Annotated in this window: 12 protein-coding genes; 8 read left to right on the forward strand and 4 right to left on the reverse strand. The window is 73.3% G+C overall.

What is annotated here, in order from left to right; translation table 11 throughout:
• The first annotated feature begins 33 nt into the window (after window positions 1-33).
• On the forward strand, window positions 34-639 hold the full coding sequence (locus tag AC07BS_RS21090) for a GNAT family N-acetyltransferase (RefSeq protein WP_478933770.1): 606 nt from the start codon (window positions 34-36) through the stop codon (window positions 637-639).
• Window positions 640-691: 52 nt separating this feature from the next.
• Here the strand turns inward: AC07BS_RS21090 and AC07BS_RS21095 are convergent, their stop codons facing one another.
• The 3 genes from AC07BS_RS21095 to AC07BS_RS21105 form a co-directional block, all read right to left on the reverse strand.
• Complete coding sequence (locus AC07BS_RS21095) at window positions 692-1,231, reverse strand: hypothetical protein (RefSeq protein ID WP_478933772.1); 540 nt, start codon at window positions 1,229-1,231, stop codon at window positions 692-694.
• A 343-nt stretch (window positions 1,232-1,574) separates the two neighbouring features.
• Entirely contained in the window at window positions 1,575-2,048 is a 474-nt protein-coding gene (locus tag AC07BS_RS21100; RefSeq protein ID WP_478933774.1) for an NUDIX domain-containing protein, read from the reverse strand.
• Entirely contained in the window at window positions 2,035-2,256 is a 222-nt protein-coding gene (locus tag AC07BS_RS21105; RefSeq protein ID WP_478933776.1) for an NUDIX hydrolase, read from the reverse strand. Before AC07BS_RS21105 ends, AC07BS_RS21100 begins: the two co-directional genes overlap by 14 nt.
• A 415-nt stretch (window positions 2,257-2,671) precedes the next feature.
• On the opposite strand from AC07BS_RS21105, the gene AC07BS_RS21110 reads away from it, so the two are divergent.
• The 5 genes from AC07BS_RS21110 to AC07BS_RS21130 are packed head-to-tail and all read left to right on the forward strand — an operon-like array spanning window position 2,672 to window position 16,071.
• Complete coding sequence (locus AC07BS_RS21110; protein WP_478933778.1) at window positions 2,672-9,403, forward strand: SDR family NAD(P)-dependent oxidoreductase; 6,732 nt, start codon at window positions 2,672-2,674, stop codon at window positions 9,401-9,403.
• Window positions 9,400-13,803, forward strand: a complete 4,404-nt coding sequence (locus tag AC07BS_RS21115; RefSeq protein ID WP_478933780.1) for a beta-ketoacyl synthase N-terminal-like domain-containing protein — start codon at window positions 9,400-9,402, stop codon at window positions 13,801-13,803. The genes AC07BS_RS21110 and AC07BS_RS21115 overlap by 4 nt, the downstream gene beginning before the upstream one ends.
• Entirely contained in the window at window positions 13,800-14,096 is a 297-nt protein-coding gene (locus tag AC07BS_RS21120; RefSeq protein WP_478637635.1) for an acyl carrier protein, read from the forward strand. Before AC07BS_RS21115 ends, AC07BS_RS21120 begins: the two co-directional genes overlap by 4 nt.
• Window positions 14,093-14,911 (forward strand): alpha/beta fold hydrolase, encoded by an 819-nt coding sequence (locus AC07BS_RS21125; protein WP_478933782.1) that lies wholly within the window; start codon window positions 14,093-14,095, stop codon window positions 14,909-14,911. The genes AC07BS_RS21120 and AC07BS_RS21125 overlap by 4 nt, the downstream gene beginning before the upstream one ends.
• Window positions 14,908-16,071, forward strand: a complete 1,164-nt coding sequence (locus AC07BS_RS21130; protein WP_478933784.1) for a glycosyltransferase — start codon at window positions 14,908-14,910, stop codon at window positions 16,069-16,071. The genes AC07BS_RS21125 and AC07BS_RS21130 overlap by 4 nt, the downstream gene beginning before the upstream one ends.
• 13 nt (window positions 16,072-16,084) lie before the next feature.
• On the opposite strand, the gene AC07BS_RS21135 is transcribed toward AC07BS_RS21130, so the two are convergent.
• The gene (locus tag AC07BS_RS21135) at window positions 16,085-17,161 is read right to left on the reverse strand and encodes a class I SAM-dependent methyltransferase (protein ID WP_478933786.1); all 1,077 of its coding nucleotides are present in this window, start codon (window positions 17,159-17,161) and stop codon (window positions 16,085-16,087) included.
• A gap of 117 nt (window positions 17,162-17,278) precedes the next feature.
• Between AC07BS_RS21135 and AC07BS_RS21140 the strand changes: the two genes are divergently transcribed.
• Both AC07BS_RS21140 and AC07BS_RS21145 read left to right on the forward strand, forming a co-directional pair.
• Window positions 17,279-17,770 carry a DUF6314 family protein gene (locus AC07BS_RS21140; protein ID WP_478933788.1) on the forward strand — a complete coding sequence of 164 codons (492 nt, stop codon included), beginning with the start codon at window positions 17,279-17,281 and terminating at the stop codon, window positions 17,768-17,770.
• A 340-nt stretch (window positions 17,771-18,110) separates the two neighbouring features.
• A complete protein-coding gene (locus AC07BS_RS21145; RefSeq protein WP_478637626.1) occupies window positions 18,111-18,572 on the forward strand; it encodes a hypothetical protein in 462 nt (153 codons plus the stop codon).
• Window positions 18,573-18,925 lie beyond the last annotated feature (353 nt).

The following is an 18,925-nucleotide window of genomic DNA, read 5'->3' on the forward strand; positions in this document are numbered from 1 at the left end:
TACCGGAAGGATCTTGGAACCTACGTTGACCGCATGCAGTCACTGAACACACCCAAGCCGATCGAAACCGGCGATACTCCCGAGATCACCCGCATCCTGGCCCGTTCTTTCACGGACGATCCGATGATGCTGTGGCTCTTCCCCGACGAGGAAGGACGTGCGGACCGTCTCGCCCAGTGGTTCGACGTCATGCTCACGCACAAGTACGGCCCGCTTGGTCAGTGTGAACGCACTGACGCGGCAGCGGCCTTCTGGACGCCGCCCGGCACGCCCGAGCAGCACCCGGACGAGGAGACGCTGGCCCGCATCAGCGGGCTGTTGGGCGAGCAGATGGCCCGGCTGGGAGAGATGCTGGAACTGGTGGGCAGGATAACCCCCCGGGAGCCCCACTGGTACCTGGCGGTACTCGGCGCCGACCCGGTGGCCCAGGGCAGCGGCCACGGTGCTGCCCTGCTGCTTTCGGGCCTGGCCAAGGCGGACGCGGCCGGCCTGCCGGCCCACCTCGAATCGTCGAAGGAGTCCAACCTCGGCTTCTACGAGCGATTCGGGTTCACCGTGCGGGCCGAGATCCACGTACCTGGGGGCGGCCCGACCCTCTGGTCGATGTGGCGGGAGGCACGCGGGGACGCTCGCCGGTAGGCGCGAACTCGGCGGCCGGGGCGGGAGACGCCCGCCCCGGGGCCGGACGGGCTCAGGGGTGCCAGACCTCCTTGATGGTCTTCACCTTGCCCTCGGAGTCGAGCGTGATGTCGTAGATGTTCCCGGAGCAGGTGTAGGGCGACTTCACGGCGGAGGTGTTCGTCAGGCAGTCGCCGGCGTGCATCCACAGTTCCCCGACGGGGACCGTCTTGGTGGAGCCGGACCCGGTGGACAGCTCCGCCTTCACCTCCCCGGCGGTGAACAGGTAGTAGTTGGCCTTGCCCTCGCCGTGGTAGATCCAGTCGTTGGGCGTGCAGGTCGGCTTCGCGTCCTTGGCGGACATCGAGCCCTTGGACGGCGGCACGGCGATTTCGACCATCTTGTGACCGGCCGGGAGCTTCGGCGGCTGCCCGCAGTCGCCGCCGCTGTTGTCCGTGGAGCCGCTGCCGCCCTTGCCCGCGCTCGGCTGCGCCGACGGCTTGGAGGAGGCGCTGGATCCGCCGGCGCTGTCCTCCTCGGGCCCGCAGGCGGTGACCGCGCTCAGCGCGGCCACGACGGCGAAGGCGCTGATGAGACGCCGGGTGTGAGTCATTTCCTGATCCCCCGTAGTAAAGGTGACGTGACCATGATCGATCGGGGGGATTTCTACACCACGGAGTAGTTGAAGATCCAATCGGTGCGGCCCGTCGGCAGGGCACATGCCTGCCTCACCTCGCACAGGTCCGGCCTACGGGCCCCCGGCCGCTCACTCCGCAAGGCAAGCTGCCCTACATGGGTTTCTACCGTGGCGCATCCCAACGGCACTTCCTCCTCGTGCTCTGGTGGGGCTGACGAGCCAACCGCGGTTCACCTCCGCCGGCGCGGGCGGTGCGCGCCGCACCGTCGCGTGCGGGATGGCGCGCACCGTTCGGACAGGGCGCACTCGAGGTCGCTGGTCACTCCAGGATCTGAAGGTCCTCGAGGTAGGCGCAGCTCCCGTTGGCCGCGGCCTTCGTCGCGGCCGTGAACAGCGCCTGGTTCGTCGGGTCCATGAGCTGCACGCCGTCGTCGTGGGTGAACCAGCCCCAGCCCAGCAGCTCCCCGTCCGGTACCCGGATCCCGGTGTCCCGGCCGGGATCGATGTGGAGGGCGAAGACGAACAGCTCGTACGGGTCGGCGACGTACTTGCTGCCCCACCGGCGGTCGGCGGTGAGGTGCTGGACGGCCAGCAGTCGCCCCGGCCGGCCGTCCAGCCCGGTCTCCTCGCGGGCCTCGCGCATCGCGCACTGCCGGGGCGTCTCGCCGGGTTCAGCCTTGCCGCCGGGGAGCACCCAGTGTCCGCTCTTGGCGTGGTGGACGAGCAGGACGCGGTCGTCGTCGCGCTGGACGAACACTCCGGCGCCCACCAGGTAGCGGTCACCAGAGGACATCGGGCCGCATCTCCCGGTACTCGACCGTGCCGGTCGTACGGGCTCGGTGCACGGCGGCCATCCGCTCCCAGAGGGGTGTGTCCATGACCGTGGCCCAGTCGTCCAGGGACCGGACCTCGAACCGGTCGTGCTCGTCCGGGTCCAGCCGGATGCCGGCGATCTCCTCGGCGGTGAGCTCTCCGCCGTCGAAGACGAAGCCGGTCTTCATGGCCGACCAGGTCGGGCTCGGCGGAATCCAGGTCCAGGACCAGCACCGCCTGTCGGCGGTCTCTTCGACGCCCGGGCCCGTTTACCACCTGACGAGTCGTCCACCTTCCGTTCCCCCTCCCCTTGACCAAAGAGCACCCGGTCGAAGGCGCCCAGTGCCCAACCGGGTCGATCCGTCAATAGTCACGGTCGTCCTGCCGACTCCACGACCGGGACTCCGGCACGTCCGACGAATGAGGCCGACCCCGCAATCCCCGTCCGGACCGCCCGCCCGCCCCGCGTACGCGTGCGCGCAGCCCTCCTCCATCGGGTGAACCACCCCGACTATCAACGCACTTGATGCCGCCCACTCGCCATCATCGCCATCATCACGCTGTCCGGTTGTCCGGCGAGAGGAGGGGCCTCCCTTGGCGGCCTTGGCGCGCTCAGTCATCGGCATTGGCCCCTTCGGGGAGCCGAACGTACGGCTCGCCGCCGCCGTCAGCGGAGCCGGGGGGCTCGGCGTCATCGACCTCGGAGCGGGCGGTCCACCCGCACGGGAAGCCCTGGACCTCGCCCGGAGCTGGACCCCCGGCGCCTTCGGCGTCCGCGTCCCCGCCGGCTGCGCCCTCCCGCCCGAGGAGCTGTACGTCCCCGGCGCCGCCGGCCCGCACGCCGTGCTCCTCGCACCCGGATCCCCCTGGGCCGTCGGCCGTTACCGCGGCGGTACGGTCATCGCCGAGGTGCGCAGCCTGCACGAGGCGTGTGCGGCCGTGGACGCCGGAGCGGCGGGCGTCGTCGCCCGAGGCAGCGAGTGCGGCGGCCCCGCCGGCGAACTGTCCACGTTCGTCCTGCTCCAGCAACTCCTCACCGACGACCGGGTCACCGTCCCCGTCTGGGCGTGCGGCGGCATCGGACCGCACACGGCCGCCGCCGCGGTGATCGCGAAGGCGGCCGGCGTCGTCCTAGACGTTCAGCTCGCCCTCCTCGACGAGGCGGACACGCCGCCCGCCGTAGCCGCCGCCCTGCGCACCGTCGACGGCACGGAGACCCGTATCGAAGCCGGACACCGCACCCTGGACCACCGGCGGCCCGGCCTGCCCGCGGCCCTGCGCGGCCTGCCACTGCCGCTCGGCCAGGACGCCTTCCTCGCCCGCCGCTTCGCGCAGCAGTACCGTACGGCAGCCACCGCCGTACGGGCCGTCCGCGCGAGCATCGACCGGGCCGTAACCGACCGGCAAGCCCCGGACGTGCTGCGCCCCGGCTCACCGATGAGCCGCGCCCTCGGCACCCGGCTGCCCGTCGCTCAAGGGCCGATGACCCGGGTCAGCGACCAGGCCGGGTTCGCGGCGGCCGTCGCCGACGCGGGTGGGCTGCCCTTCCTCGCCCTGGCGCTCGCCGGTGCCGAGCGCACCCGCGCACTGCTGGGACAGGCCCGCGCCGCGCTGGGGGAGCGCCCCTGGGGCGCCGGCATCCTCGGTTTCGCACCCGAGGACGTCCGTACGGCCCAGCTCGCGGCCGTACGGGAGCTCCGACCCTCCCACGCGATCATCGCCGGTGGCCGGCCCGCCCAGGCCGCGGCCCTGGAGGAATGCGGCATCCGTACCTTCCTGCACGTGCCCTCGCCGGGCCTGCTGGAACAGTTCCTCGCGCAAGGCGCCCGCCGCTTCGTCCTCGAAGGCGCCGAATGCGGCGGCCACATCGGACCGCGCAACAGCTTCCCCCTGTGGGAGGCCCAGCTCGCCGTCCTCACCGACCACCTGGACGCCCACCCGGACGTCCGCCCGGAAATCCTCTTCGCCGGCGGGATCCAGGACGAACGCTCCGCCGCCATGGTCGCCGCACTCGCCTCCGGCATCGGAGCACGGGGCGCCGCCACCGGCATCCTCATGGGCACCGCCTACCTCTTCACCGAGGAAGCCGTCGCAAGCGGCGCCATCCGCCCCCTCTACCAGCGGCAAGCCCTCGCCGCCGACCGCACCACCGTTCTTCGCACCGGACCCGGCCAGGCGACCCGCTGCCTGCCCAGCCCCTTCTGCCGCACCCACCGACAGGTCCAGGACGAGCTGAAGGAGCGCGGCGTCCCCGACCGGCAGGCCCGCGAGGAACTGGAACGCCTGCACCTGGGGCGGCTGCGCATCGCCGGCAAGGGCATCGAACGCGTCGGCGACACCCTGACCGACGTCGACGAGCGGCGACAGCTCGCCGAGGGCCTGTTCATGGCCGGCGAGACAGCCGTGCTGCGCACCGCCACCACCAGCATCCCCACGCTCCACCACCAGGTGAGCGAAGGGGCGGCCGCGTTCTACGAGCACCACGCCGCCGCCCTGCGACCGGCCTCACCGAGTTCCGTACGATGCCCGGCGCCCGAACCGCTCGGTATCGCCGTCGTCGGCATGGCCTGCATGTTCCCGAACGCGCCCGATCTGCCCGCCTTCTGGGCCGACGTGCTGGCGGGCGCCGACGCCGTCACCGAGATCCCGCCCGAACGCTGGGACACCTCCCTCCACCACGGCCCGCGCGCCACCGCCCACGACCTGTCGACCTCCACATGGGGCGGCTTCCTGCCCCGGATCCCCTTCGACCCCCTCCGCTACGGCATCCCCCCGGCCTCCCTGGCCGCGATCGACCCCGCCCAGCTCCTGGCGCTGGAAGCCGCGGGACGAGCGCTGGCAGACGCCGGATACGACCACCGCGACTTCCCGCGCGACCGCACCTGCGTGATCTTCGGGGCCGAGACCGGCAGCGACACCACGGACGCCACGACCGTACGCGCCGTCCTCCCCTCCTACCTCGGCCGTCTCCCGGAGGAACTGGCCGAGCAGCTTCCCCCACTGACCGAGGACTCCTTCCCGGGCATGCTCGCGAACGTCATCGCGGGACGCATCGCCAACCGCTTCGGTCTCGGCGGTACGAACTACACGGTGGACGCCGCCTGCGCCTCCTCCCTGGCCGCCGTCGACGCCGCCTGCAAGGAACTCCGCACCGGAACGGCCGACCTCGCCCTGTGCGGCGGCGCCGACCTGCACAACGGCATCAAGGACTACCTGCTCTTCTCCTCGGTGCACGCCCTCTCACCGACCGGCCGCTGCCGCCCCTTCGACACCGACGCCGACGGCACCACGCTCGGCGAAGGCATCGCCTGCGTGGTCCTCAAACGCCTCGCCGACGCCGAGCGCGACGGCGACCGCGTCTACGCCGTCATCGAGGCCGTCGGCAGCTCCGCCGACGGACGCTCACTCGGTCTGACCGCACCCCGCCGCGAAGGACAGCGGACCGCACTGGAACGGGCCTACGCCCAGGCCCGGATCCCACCCGCCGACGTCGGGCTCGTCGAAGCCCACGGCACGGGCACGGTCGTCGGAGACCGTACCGAACTCACCGCACTCACCGACACGTTCACGCAGGCGGGCGCGGCTCCCGGCGGATGCGTCCTGGGCTCGGTCAAATCCCAGATCGGGCACACCAAGTGCGCCGCCGGCCTGGCCGGCCTCATCAAAGCGACCCTCTCCCTCCACACGGGCGTACGGCCGCCGACCCTCCACCTGAACCGCCCCACCCACGTCTGGCAGCCGGACACGAGCCCGTTCGTCTTCCATGACAAGGCGCTGCCGTGGCCCGCCGGACGGCGAGTCGCGGGCGTGAGCGCGTTCGGCTTCGGCGGCACGAACTTCCACGCGGTGCTGCGATCCCACACCGGGGCCACGCCGCCGCGGTACGGCCACGACGCCTGGCCCGCCGAACTCGTCGTCCTGCGTACCACGGACGACGCCCGCGAACTCCTGCGGCTCACCGCGATCAACGACCGGGCCGGGCGCCCGTGGCGGCTGCGCGACCTCGCCCTGACCGCCGCACGGCGCACCGGCGCGGACCGGGTCGGAGCGGCCGTGGTGGCCACCTCGCTCGACACGCTGCCGGAGCTGCTGCGGGCAGTGGTGGCGAGGGAGCGGAGGCCAGGAGTCCTCCTCGCGGAAGGCGAACGAGCCGGGCAGACGAGCGCACCGCCGGGCAGCCAGCGCGCGGAAGAGGGCACGGCAGGTCCCACCGCCTCCCCGATCGGCAAGGTCGCCGTCCTCTTCCCCGGCCAGGGCAGCCAGCGACCCGGCATGTTCGCCGAACTCTTCACCGCGTTCCCCGGCACGCAACGGCATCTGCGCCACCTCCAGCCCGCTCCGGCCGACGCGCTCTTCCCACCCGCCGCCTTCGACACCGCGACCCGCCAGGCACAGCGGACCCGGCTCGCCGACACCCGGAACGCCCAGCCCGCCCTCGGGGCAGCGTGCTCGGCCGCCTACGACGTGCTCCGGACGCTCGGCGTACGCGCCGACATGACGGCCGGCCACTCGTACGGCGAACTGGTCGCCCTCGGCGCGGCGGGCGCCCTCCCCCCGGAGACCGTGGCCGAGCTCAGCGCCGCGCGTGCCGACGCCGTCGCCGAGGCGACGGAGGGGGAACCGGGCGCCATGGCCGCCGTCGCCGCGGCACCCGACAAGACCGAGGCGCTGCTCGCCGCGGCCGGGCTGACCGGCCGGGTGGTCGTCGCCTGCCACAACGCCCCCGCGCAGAGCGTCGTCTCCGGGCCCGAGGCGGACGTCGAACGGGCCCTGGCCGCCGCGGCGGACACCGGCATCGACGCGCGCCGCCTCCCCGGCACCTACGCGTTCCACAGCCCGCTCCTCGCGAGGGCCGGCGAACGGTTCGCCGAGGCGCTGGCCGGCCGCCCGGTCCGTACGCCCGACGTACCCGTCTGGTCCAACGCGACGGCGGAACGCTACGGGGACGACCCCGCGGACGTACGGAAGCTGCTCGCCGACCAGATCGCCGCGCCCGTGCGATTCCGCGAGCAGATCGAGGCGATGTACGAGGCCGGGGCGCGCGTCTTCGTGGAGGCCGGGCCCGGCACGGTGCTCACCGGGCTGGTCCACGGCATCCTCGGCGAACGGCCGTACGTCGCGGTCCCCTTCGAGCCGTCCCCGGACTCCGGGCTGGCCGGACACCTGACATCACTGGCCCGGCTCGCCGTGGCCGGCGTGCCGGTGGAGGCGGAGCGGCTGTTCGCCGGGCGCGACGCGGTCGTCGCCGACGCGGAGGCGGTCCCGGCCGTGCCGGGCTGGACGGTCGACGGCCGGCTCGTCCGTACGGCCGACGGGGAGCCGGTGCCCGGCGGGCTGCGACCGGCCCGCAGGATCGGGCCCCTCGCCACCCCCGGTGCGCGCGCCGACGGCCCCGACGTGCTGACCGAATTCCTCCGCGGCAGCCGCGAGATGGTGGCGGCACAGCGGGACGTCCTGCTGGCGTACTTCGGCGCCGGGAACGCTCCTGCGATGCCGACGGAGGCGCCAGTGCCGGGCGCTCTCCCTTTCCCCATGCCTCGGGTCGGCGACATCGCCCAGCCGGATGATGCCGCTGTACCGGACACCGCCGTGCCGGACGTGCTGGGCACGGTGCGGGCGGTCATCAGCGAACGCACCGGTTATCCCGTGGAACTCGTCGAGCCCGACCTCGACCTGGAGGCCGACCTGAGCATCGACTCGATCAAACGGACCGAGATCGTCGGGGAGCTCGGGCGGCGGCTGACCGGTGCCACGGGGCAAGGTCCCCGAGCGTGGGCGGACACCAGGCTGGAGGAGCTCCTCCAGGCCCGTACGGCCGCGGCACTCGCGGAGCGACTGACGGCCCCCACCACCGAACCGGGTTTGCCGGGCGACGTCCCGTCGACGAACCCTCCACTGCACGTCGCCGCGCCCGAGCGCTACCTGCTGCGGGAAGTCCCACTCGCCCCCGCACCAGTGCCGGATCACACAGCCCTGCACGACCGGCGCTTCCTCGTCCTCGGAGCGGACACCCCTCTCGTCCAGGCCGTCCACGACCGTCTCGCCGCGCTCGGAGCCGTCACCGTCCGGTCCGACCGCAGCGCCGACGTTCCCTCCGGTCCGCTCGACGGTGCCGTGCACCTCGCCGCGCTCACGCCGGACCCGGAACCGGTGCTTCCCGCCGGATTCCCCTGGTTCCAGGCCGTGCTGCGGCGCGCCCCGACGTGGCTGCTGTGTGCCCGGCCGTCCGGGGAGCACCTCGGTACGGCCGGCCTGGGCGGGTTCTTCCGGACCGTCGCCCGCGAATATCCCGACACCCTCGCCCGCCTGGTTTCCATTGCGTCCGACCTTCCTGCCGCCGACCTCGCCGACGCCATCGTGGGCGAGCTCCTCGCCCCGGACCGGTCCCCGGTGGTCCGGCACGCCGCCGACGGGAGCCGATGGGCCGGCGAGCCGTACCGGGCGCCGCTCGGGTCGTACGCCGATGCCGACGCGCTCGCCGCCAGGTTCGGCCCCGGAACCGTCGCCGTCCTCGCCGGAGGCGCCCGCGGCATCACGGCCCGCGTCGCCGTCGCCCTCGCCGGCGCGGGCTGCCGCGTCGAACTCCTCGGCCGTACAGAGCCACCCGGCGCCCCCGAGCCGCCCGGCCTGGCCGACGCCGCGGACAAGGCGGCCCTGTGCGCCGCGCTCGCCGCGCGCGGCCGGATCGCGCCCGGCGCGATCGAACGCGAGGCCCGCCACATCCTCGCCCGGCGCGAAGTCGCCGCCACCCTCGCCTCGATCGAGGCCGGCGGCGGCCGGGCCCGCTACCACCGCCTCGACCTGCGCGACGCCGATGCCGTGCGCCGGGCCGTCGAGGACATCCACACCGACGCAGGGCGCATCGACGTCGTCGTGCACGCGGCGGGCGTCGTCGAGGACCGGCTGCTCGCCGACAAGGAGCCCGGCTCCTTCGACCGCGTCCACGGCACCAAGGTGGACGGTGCCCGCGCCCTCCTCGCCGCGTTGCGCGCCCTGCCCGCACCGCCCCCGTTGACCGTCCTCTTCGGCTCCGTCGCCGCCGTCCTCGGCAACCGCGGCCAGAGCGACTACAGCGCCGCCAACGACGCCCTCGCCGCCCTCGGCAGCCACTGGCGCCGGGCCACCGGAAGCCGCGCCCTGACCGTCCACTGGGGCCCATGGGCGCCCGACCCGCACCACCCCGGCATGGTCGGCCCGGACCTCGCCCGCGAACTCGCCCGGCGGGGCCTCACCCTGATCGACCCGGAGGAAGGCGTACGGGCGCTGTTCCGCGAACTCGCCCACGGTGATCCGCAGACCGACGAAGTCGTGCTCACCGCGGGACGGCTGCCATGACGGCCGGGCGCGAGCCCATCGCCATCATCGGTATGGGCGTCACCCTGCCCGGCGCCGCCGACCTGGACACGTACTGGCACAACATCACCGGCGGGGTCGACGCCATCACCGAGATCCCGCCCGGACGCCTGGATTCCGAGTGCCACCGGCCCGACGCCGTCCACTGCCGCCGCGGCGGCTTCGTCGACGGCCTCGCCGACTTCGACCCCGCCGCCTTCGGGATCATGCCGGCGGCGGCCCGCACCACCGAACCCGACCAGCTGATCGCGCTGCGCACCGCCGCCGCGGCCGTCGCCGACGCGGGCGGCTCCCTGCCCCGGGACCGCTCCCGTATCGGCGTCGTCCTCGGCCGCGGCGGTTACCTCACCGCCGGACTCGCCCGCCTGGACCAGCGGGTGCGCACCTCGTCCCAACTCATCCGTACGGTGCGGGAAGTACTGCCGGAGCTGGACGGGGAACAGCTCGACCGGCTGCGCACGGCGTTCCTCGACGCGCTCGGCCCGCACACCCCCGACTCGGCCATCGGCCTCATCCCCAACTTCGCCGCCTCCCGCGTCGCCAACCGCCTCGATTTGCGCGGCCCCGCCTACACCGTCGACGCGGCCTGCGCCTCCTCCCTGGTCGCCGTCGACCACGCCGTGACGGAGCTGGAGCGCGGCCGGTGCGACGTGATGCTGGCGGGCGGCGTGCACCACTGCCACGACATCACGCTGTGGAGCGTCTTCGCCGACCTGCGTGCCCTGTCGCCGTCCCAGCGCATCCGGCCCTTCCACCGGGACGCGGACGGCGTGCTCCTCGGGGAGGGCACCGGCATCCTGGTGCTCAAGCGGCTCGCCGACGCACGACGGGCCGGGGACCGCATCTACGCGCTCGTCCGTGCTGTGGGTGTCGCGGCCGACGGCCGCGCCGCCTCCCTGGTCACCCCCGACCCCGCGGGCCAGGCGGACGCGGTACGGCTCGCCTGGGCGGCCGCCGGCCTGGACCCCACCGCCCCCGACGCGCTCGGACTCCTCGAAGCCCACGGCACGGGCACGCCCCGCGGCGACAGGGCCGAGATGGCCGTTCTGGCCGAGGTGTTCGGCCGGGGCACCGAGCCGGACGCCGTCATCGGCTCGGTGAAGTCGATGATCGGCCACGCCATGCCCGCGGCGGGCGCGGCAGGCATGATCAAGGCGGCTCTGGCGATCCACCACCGCGTCCTGCCGCCCACCCTGCACTGCGACACACCGCACCCGGCGCTGCTGGCGACCCGCTTCCGCCCGGTGCACACCGCCCGTCCCTGGGAAGCCGGCCTACGGCGCGCCGCGGTGAACGCGTTCGGCTTCGGCGGGATCAACGCCCACGCGGTCCTGGAGGAGCCGCCCGCACCCACCCGTACACGGCGGGCCGACGCCAAGATCAATGCCAAAGCCAACACCAAAGCCAACGCCGAGGTCACCGAACGGGAGCCGCTGCTGCGCCTCGCGGCGGCCGGCCCCGAGAGCCTCGCCGAACTGCTCGACGCCGAGGACGCGGCCGTACGCGGTACGGGCGCCCGGGGCCGGGGCCCGGTCCGGCTGGCGATCGCCGGCCCGGACGCCAGGAAGCTCGCCCTGGCCCGCAAGGCCGTGGCCCAGGGGCGGCCGTGGCGCGGGCGCGGCGACGTATGGTTCGCGCCGGCCCCGCTCCTCGGAGCCGGAGGCGGACGCACCGCGTTCCTCTTCCCCGGCGTGGAGGCCGGATCCGCTGCCCGGGTGGACGAGGTCGCCGCCCACTTCGGACTGGAGCCGCCCCCGGTGCGGCCGGAACAGCCTGCGGACCTCGCCGGTCACACCCTCGCCCTGATCGGAGCGGGCAGACTGCTCGCGGCCGCACTGGACCGCGTCGCCGTCCGCCCCGACGCCCTCGCGGGCCACAGCGCGGGCGAATGGACCGCCATGACCGTGGCCGGGATGTTCGGGGCGGGCGATCCGAGAGACCCGGGAGAATCCCTGGTCGAGGCCCTCGTACGGCGGATGCGGCTGCCCCCGCTCGCCTTCCTGGTCCTGGGCACCTCCGCCGCACAGGCCGGCGCGGTGCTGCCCAACTACCCCGGCGTCGCCCTCTCCCACGACGACGCCCCGCGCCAGTGCGTCGTCTGCGGCCCGCGGCAGCAGATCGAAGCCCTCGCGGCCCGGATGCGCGGCGAAGGCGTCCTCGGCCGCGTCCTGCCCTTCGAATCGGGCTTCCACACCCCCATGCTGGCCCCTCACCTCGCCCCTCTGCGTGCACTTGCGCGCAGCGCCACCGTGCATCCGGCGCGGACACCGGTGTGGTCGGGCACGGTGGCGGCTCCCTTCCCGGACGACGAGGCCGGCATCCGGGAGCTCTTCTTCCGGCACCTCCTCGAACCGGTCCGCTTCCGGCAGCTGACCGAGTCGCTGTACGCCGCGGGCTTCCGGGCCTTCGTCCAGCTCGGCAACGGCCAGCTGCCCGCGCTGGTCGGCGACACCCTGGGGGACCGTGAGCACCTGGCCGTCAGCGCCGCCTCGCCGCGCCGCGACGGCCTGTCCCAGCTCGGCCGGGCCGCCGCGGGCCTCTGGGCGTTCGGTGCGGAGCCGGACTTCACGGCACTCGAGGCGTCCCGGACAGCGATGCGCATCGACCTCGGCGCGGGGCCCGTCTCGCTGGAACCGGCGGCCCGCGAACAGCTGCGGGCGGTGCTGCGCAGGCAGGGGCCGGGCGGGCAGGAGCGAGCCGCCACCGCTCCGCTTCATGCCCTCGCCCGGCGCTTCCCGGCCGCCGCCGAACTGGACGCCCTGCTCACCGAGACGGCCACCACGGCGGCCACCCTCTTCGCGGCTGCGGAGGGCACCTCCGCCCGGACCGTTGAGGTCGACGTAACCCACATGCCGTACCTCCTCGACCACTGCTTCTACCGGCAGCGCCCCGGCTGGCCCGATCTCGCCGACCGCCGCCCGGTCGTCCCCGCCACCACGATCGTCCAGCTCATGATGGACGCCGCCGCCGGTGCCGCCGGAACACCCGTCACCGTAAGAGACGTCCGCTTCCTGGAGTGGGTCGTCGCCGCACCGCCCATCACTGTGCGGCTCACGGTGACCGCCGGGCAGGACGGCCGACGCCGGGTCGAGTTCGGCCGGTACGCGCGCGCCGACGTACGCGTCGCCGGTAGCTACCCTGCCCCACCGGCTCCCTGGCCCTGCGAGCGGCCCGAGAGCCCGCCCGAGGTCTCCGCGCGGGAGATGTACGAGCAGCGGTGGATGTTCCACGGCCCACGCTTCCAAGGGGTCACCGCCGTCACCGCGCTCGGCGAGCGGCACGTACGGGGAGCCCTCACGACCCCCGCCGCACCCGGCGCCCTCCTCGACAACGCCGGACAACTCCTCGGCTACTGGCTGATGGCGACCCGTACCGAACGCACCGTGGTGCTCCCCGTGAGCATCCGCCGAGCGGACTTCTACGGGCCGTCCCCTGCCCCCGGTTCCCGCGTCGAGTGCCACGTCCGGATCACCGGTCTCGACGCGACGGCCCTGGAAGCCGACGTCCAGCTCACGCACGGCGGCCGCGTATGGGCCGAGATCCGCGGCTGGCGGGACCGCCGGTTCGACTCGGCACCCGGGTCGGTCGCGGCTGATCGCCACCCGGAGCGGTGCACCCTCTCCGCCCACCGTCAGGGCGGCTGGCAGCTCCTCTTCGACCACTGGCCCGACCCGGCCTCGTGGAACCTGATGATGCATGGCCAACTCGCCGGGGACGAGCGGGCCGAGTACGCGCGACGTCCACCGCGCGGCAGGCGGGCCTGGCTCCTCGGCCGGATCGCCGCCAAGGACGCGGTGCGCCGCCACCTCTGGGACGGGGGAGCGGGGCCCGTCTTCCCCGGCGAGGTCCGGGTGTTCAACGAGCCCGGCGGGCGCCCCCGCCCGGAAGGCGTGCACGGGCGCCGACTGCCTCCACTGGAACTGTCCCTCGCCCACTGCCGGGAGGCGGCCGTCGCACTCGTCAGGCCCGGAGGCACGCCCGCCGGCATCGACGTCGAGGAGATCACCGACCGGCCGGACACGACCGCCGCGATGGCGCTGGGCCCCGGCGAGCACGCGCTGTTCAAGCGGCTCGGCGCGGGGCCCGAGGCACTGACCCGCCTGTGGGCGGCCAAGGAGGCGGCGGCCAAGGCCGAGGGAACGGGGCTGCGCGGCAACCCCCAGGGCTTCGTGGTGACGGCGGTCCGTGGCCCCGGTGAGATGGAGCCGGACGTGGACACCGTCGATGTCCGTACGCCGTCGGGCCGTTCCCATCCCGTACGTCTTACGCGGATCGGCAATCCGCCGGGCCTGCCGCCCAGGAACTACATCGTGGCCTGGACCGGCGAAGACACCAGCCACATCAGCCATGACCGGGAATCCGGGAAAGGGCGGCAGCGATGACCGATCGTGTGGAGACCGCTGAAGAGGCCACCGTACTGGCCCTGATCACCAAAGCCCTCGACACCGTGCTCGGCGACTGCGCGCCGGACCCCGGCACCGTCACCATGGACACCCGGTTCGTGGAGGATCTGGACCTGGAATCCATCGACCTGGTCACCCTCACCGCGGAACTGCGCGCCGCCTACGGGGAACGCGTGGACTTCCCGGGCTACTTCGCCTCCCTCGACCTCTCCGAGATCATCGGCCTGACGGTCGGGCATCTGGTGCGCCATGTCGTGGAGTCCCTGCGGTGACGTCGCTCCGGGTGGGGCGGATCCGGCTGAACGTCGAGCGGCTGGGCGACCCCGGCCGGCCCGCCGTGGTGCTCGTCCACGGCCTGGGCCCCGACAACCTGGCCGGCTACTACTTCACCATCGCCGCCGGGATCGCGGACGCCGGGCACAGCGTCGTGATGTACGACCAGCGCGGTCACGGCCGCAGCGACAGGCCTGCCAGTGGCTACCGGCTGGAGGACTTCACGGCCGATCTCCGCGGCCTCCTCGACGCGCTCGGCATCCACCGCCCCGCTGTCCTCGTGGGGAACAGCTTCGGCGGAGCCGTCGCCCTCGACTTCGCCGTACGCCATCCGCACCACCTCTCCAGGATCCTCCTGATCGAGTCCGCACCGCCCATCGGGGACTGGCCGCGGCGCATGAGCGGGTTCCTCACCCGCTGCGCGGAGACGTTCCGCGACACGCGGGAGACCGACCGGATCCGCGAGGAGCACGGGTGGTTCGCGGCCCGGATGGCCCGGCGCACCCGCCTCCTGCTGGACGAGACCACTCTCATCGAGGACATCGCGGCCGGCCGCGTCCCCGAGGAGGACGGCCTGCGCTCCCTCGCCGTACCGGTCCTCGCCCTCTACGGTGCGGACTCCTCCCTCGCCGCATCGTCCCCGGCGCTGGAGGACCTGCTGCCGTACTGCCGCACCGTCGTCGTCCCCGGCCAGGGACACACTCTGCTCGTCGACGCGCCCCGAACGGTCGGTGCCCTGCTGCTCAACTGGCTGCGCGAGGACCTCGGCCGGCCGGCGAAGGCCCGGAAGAACACCGGTACCCGTACCCCATGAGCCGGTTCCTCTTCGTCGTCCCCCCGCTGACCGGCCACATCAACCCGGCAGCCGCGGTCGCCGCCGAGCTGACCGCGCGCGGCCACCGCGTGGCCTGGGCCGGGGTCCCCGGCCTCGTACGGGAGGCGGTCGGGCCCGGCGCCGACGTGTACCCCTGCGCGCTCCCGGAAGGGCTGCGGAGACCGCCCGAGCTGCGCGGGGCCGCTGCCCTGCGCTTCCTGTGGCAGGACGTCCTCGTGCCGCTGGCCGAGGCGATGGCCCCGGACACGCGGGAAGCGGTCCGTGCCTTCCGGCCGGACGTGGTCGTCGCCGACCAGCAGGCGCTCGCCGGAGCTCTCGCCGCCGAGCGGCTCGGTGTGCGCTGGGCGACGTCGGCCACCACGCCGGCGGAGGTCGGCCGGGCCGTCGCCGCGCTGCCCAAGGCCGACGAATGGATCCGCGGCCTGCTGGGGCGGCTGCGCGAGCGGTTCGGCGATCCCGGGGCGACCCACGACCTCCGCTTCTCTCCCCACCTCGTCCTCGCCTACACCGTCGCGGAGCTGGCGGCGGCCGGGCACACTCCGCTTCCTCAGGTGCGGTGGGTGGGACCCGCCGTTCCAGCCCGGCCGCCCTCAGCCCCGGGCTTCCCCCGGGAATGGCGCGACCGCGCCCGGGACACGGTCCTGATCTCGCTCGGCACCGTCAACACGGACGTCGGTGCCCGCTTCCTCGCCGAGTGCGCCGTGGCCGTACGGGAACGGGCGCACCGCCTGCAGGGCGTGGTCGCCGACCCCGGTGGATTCCTGACCGGAGCCTCCGACGACACCCTCCTCGCCCTGCCGCGCATCCCTCAACTCGCCCTCCTTCCCGACGCCTCGGCGGTGATCTGCCACGCGGGCCACAACACCGTCGCCGAATCGCTGTGGCACGGAGTCCCGCTCGTGGTCGCCCCCATCCGCGACGACCAGCCCTTCGTCGCGGGTCAGGTGACGACGGCAGGCGCGGCGGTGCGCGTGCGCTTCGGCCGCGCCGACCGCACCCGGCTGGGCGAGGCCCTCGACGCCGTCCTCGACGAGCCGCCGTACCGCGCCGCCGCCCGACGGCTGCGGGACTCCCTGCGCGCGGCCGGAGGCGCCGGCGCGGCCGCGGGGCACCTCGAAGCACTCGCGGAATCGCGCTGACCTGAGGGGGAGTTCAGTTCCGGCGTGCGAGCAGCCGGTAGGCGTTGGAGAAGCCGATGCGCCGGACGAGCGGGCTCAGGAGCAGATCGAGACCGTACGCCGCGACCACCGCAGGCAGGGCGGCCTTCCACATCACCTCCCGGACGAACCGGGCGGCGGGGGAGGGAGACCGCGGATGCCAGGGGGCGTCGCCCCGGGGCATCAGGTGGGAGAGCAGGTACAGGAGAGCAGCCGAGAGGTCCACCGGCCGGTGTGCCGCCGGGCGTTCGGTCGCCACGACGGTGAAGCCGCACTCCTCCAGCGCCTGCCGCAGGTTGCGCGCGGGCATCATGTGCAGGTGCTGGGGCTGGAACCACGGCAGCCACCAGCGGCCCAGCAGCCTCGCGTACGCCGATTCGGGGTCGGGCACCTCGATGTGGAGCAGCCCGTCGGAGCGCAACGCCGTATGAGCCGCGCGCAGCTGGGCGCGCGGATCCGGGGTGTGCTCCAGGTAGTGGTGCATGGTCACCACGTCGTACGTCCCTGCCAGGGATGGGGCGAGCTCGGTGAACGAGCCGCGCAGGGCCCGTCCGATCCGGCCTTCGCGTGCGGCGGTCTCCACCCCTTCGCCCTGGTCCAGGCCTTCGAACGCGGTGTGTGGGAAGACGGCCGCGGCCATCTGCGGGAAGTGCCCGTGCCCCGTGCCGACGTCCAGCCAGCGCGCGGGGGAAGTGAAGGGCTGCAGCGAGAGGGCGACGGCCCGGTGGCGCTTCAGGCTGCGGGACGCGCCGAGGACACTCCGCGCGGCTTCCGCGCCGAGGCCGTCGTAGCAGTCACGGTAATAGAACTCCAGGCCCTCGTCATTGAGCCGTGGGTTCTGGAAGTGATGGCCGCAGGCCCGGCACCCGTCGATGACGAAGGTGCCGGGCTTGTGCTGAAGGAGGTCGGTGGTGCGCATCCGCTCGCGCAAGCGATCCGAGGCACACCAGGGGCAGGTCGTCCGGCGGGGCGCGAAGAACCGCTCCACGCCGGAGGCCAGGTCCTTCTCATAGAGGGGGCGGAGGGCGGCGATCTTCTCGGCCGTCTCGGCTTTGTCGGCTCGCGTGGTCACCCTTGGTGTCGTATCGCAGCCGAGGCCGGGCCGGGCGCCCCCGGCCCGGCGCAACCCCAAAGGGGGACGGAACGGGGGCGTAAACAGGAGCGAGGAGCGGGCGGGGATAATGAGGAAGTGCACTCTTCTGTCCCGACCCCGCCCCCGGCCTCGTACCCCGTGCCCGATGTGGCGGCCTACCTGACAGGGGAATGGAGCGTCGAGCGCACCCTGTTCGACCTCGCCTCGGGAACCAGCGGCACCTTCCACGGCACCGCGGCGTTCCGGGCATCGGGGGACGGCCGGCTGCTGCACACGGAGGACGGCGAGCTGTGCTGGGACGGCACGACGAGCAGGGCGGGCCGTACGCTCGCGCTGCTGCCCGCACCGGACGGCACCTGCGAGGTCACCTTCGCCGACGGCCGGTTCTTCCACGACCTGGACCTGCGCACCGGAAGCTGGACCGTCTCCCATCCGTGTGCGGCAGACCGCTACGAGGGGATGTTCACCGCCGTCTCGCATGATGAGTGGTGGGTGCATTGGCGCACGACAGGCCCGTCCAAGGATCACCTGCAGCGCAGCGTCTACCGGAGGACGCGGCCAGTGCCCCGGGACACGTCAGCGATCTGACGACTCGGTAGGGATGGAGCGAGAGGTACGTCGAGCAGGGAGAGGATCGCGGGCGTGCTCGACCAGACCGGCCGACTCCAAGGCACGCGCCAGCCACCGCACGATCAACCGCGACACGCCACGTGTTGGCGAGCCGCCACACCAGAAAGCCGGGCGTGGGGCCCGGCGGGCGCGACGGTGGGTGCGACTCGGCGCGCCGCGACGGCTTGCGGACGCTATCCCTCCGATTTCAGCGGTCCGTATTGGCCAGTAAGGGCCGTGACAAGGGATTCCGCAGCGCGACAATGGGACCCCTCAGAGCGCATTCCGGCACAGAAGTCCAAGGAATGGGGAGGCGCACATGCTGAAAAAAGTCATGGTGACGGCTGCCGCGGTTGCCCTGGTGATGTCCCCCCTGGCGGCGAACGCCGCCGCGGCGCCCTTGCCGTGTGCTGGCGGTTACAGCTGCGACAACACGGATCCCGGCCCCGTCTCATGGGAGAAGACCCAAACCGACGCGTATGCCACGGACAGAGGATGCGGGCAGGTCGAGCTCAGATCGGGAAAGAAAAACGGGAAATGGTACGCCTGGGCGCGGCTGAATGTAGCGTCGATGTGCGGAACGTACGAGGGGTGGATAGACCGCTCACCCAACAAGGGAGAGCCCATGGAGCACGTGCTGGGCTACTTCACAGCGTCCGACTATCAGGGATCGAACTTCGGCAACATGTATTACTGGCCGGACGGCACCTGGATCCGGGCGGGATTCAAACGCCCCGGTGAGGACTGGAGTAAATCCGGCCTGACGGAATGGCGCCGCTGACCTCGCCACACGGCCATGCGCTTCGTGCCCCGGCCCTGCGGCCGGGGCACGAGTCACCTGTACGACGCCCTGAGGGATCAAGGCGATCATCACCCAGGCCAATGACCAGCGGGCCAACCCCAGCCGCAAGGGCGAAGGCCGGCGGACGTCCGCCGCCGGCCTTCGCCAAGGTCCAGTACCGCTGACCGCTCAGTCGCCCTGACGGAGTGCCAGCGCCGCCTGCTTCACCGCGGCGGCGACGGCCGCCGTGGCCTTCGGGTTGAAGACGCTGGGGATGATGTAGTTCGCGTTGAGCTCGTCGCCGGCGACGACGTCGGCGAGGGCGCCGGCGGCGGCCAGCATCATGTCGGTGT

The sequence above is a fragment of the Streptomyces sp. NPDC044063 genome, assembly GCF_056434285.1.

Excerpts from the sequence above, each read along its gene's own strand:
- AC07BS_RS21090 (WP_478933770.1), top strand. The coding sequence starts at position 34 with ATGCAGTCACTGAACACACCCAAGCCGATCGAAACCGGCGATACTCCC.
- AC07BS_RS21100 (WP_478933774.1), bottom strand. The coding sequence starts at position 2,048 with ATGTCCTCTGGTGACCGCTACCTGGTGGGCGCCGGAGTGTTCGTCCAG.
- AC07BS_RS21145 (WP_478637626.1), top strand. The coding sequence starts at position 18,111 with ATGCTGAAAAAAGTCATGGTGACGGCTGCCGCGGTTGCCCTGGTGATG.
- AC07BS_RS21130 (WP_478933784.1), top strand. The coding sequence starts at position 14,908 with ATGAGCCGGTTCCTCTTCGTCGTCCCCCCGCTGACCGGCCACATCAAC.
- AC07BS_RS21115 (WP_478933780.1), top strand. The coding sequence starts at position 9,400 with ATGACGGCCGGGCGCGAGCCCATCGCCATCATCGGTATGGGCGTCACC.
- AC07BS_RS21105 (WP_478933776.1), bottom strand. The coding sequence starts at position 2,256 with ATGAAGACCGGCTTCGTCTTCGACGGCGGAGAGCTCACCGCCGAGGAG.
- AC07BS_RS21120 (WP_478637635.1), top strand. The coding sequence starts at position 13,800 with ATGACCGATCGTGTGGAGACCGCTGAAGAGGCCACCGTACTGGCCCTG.
- AC07BS_RS21095 (WP_478933772.1), bottom strand. The coding sequence starts at position 1,231 with ATGACTCACACCCGGCGTCTCATCAGCGCCTTCGCCGTCGTGGCCGCG.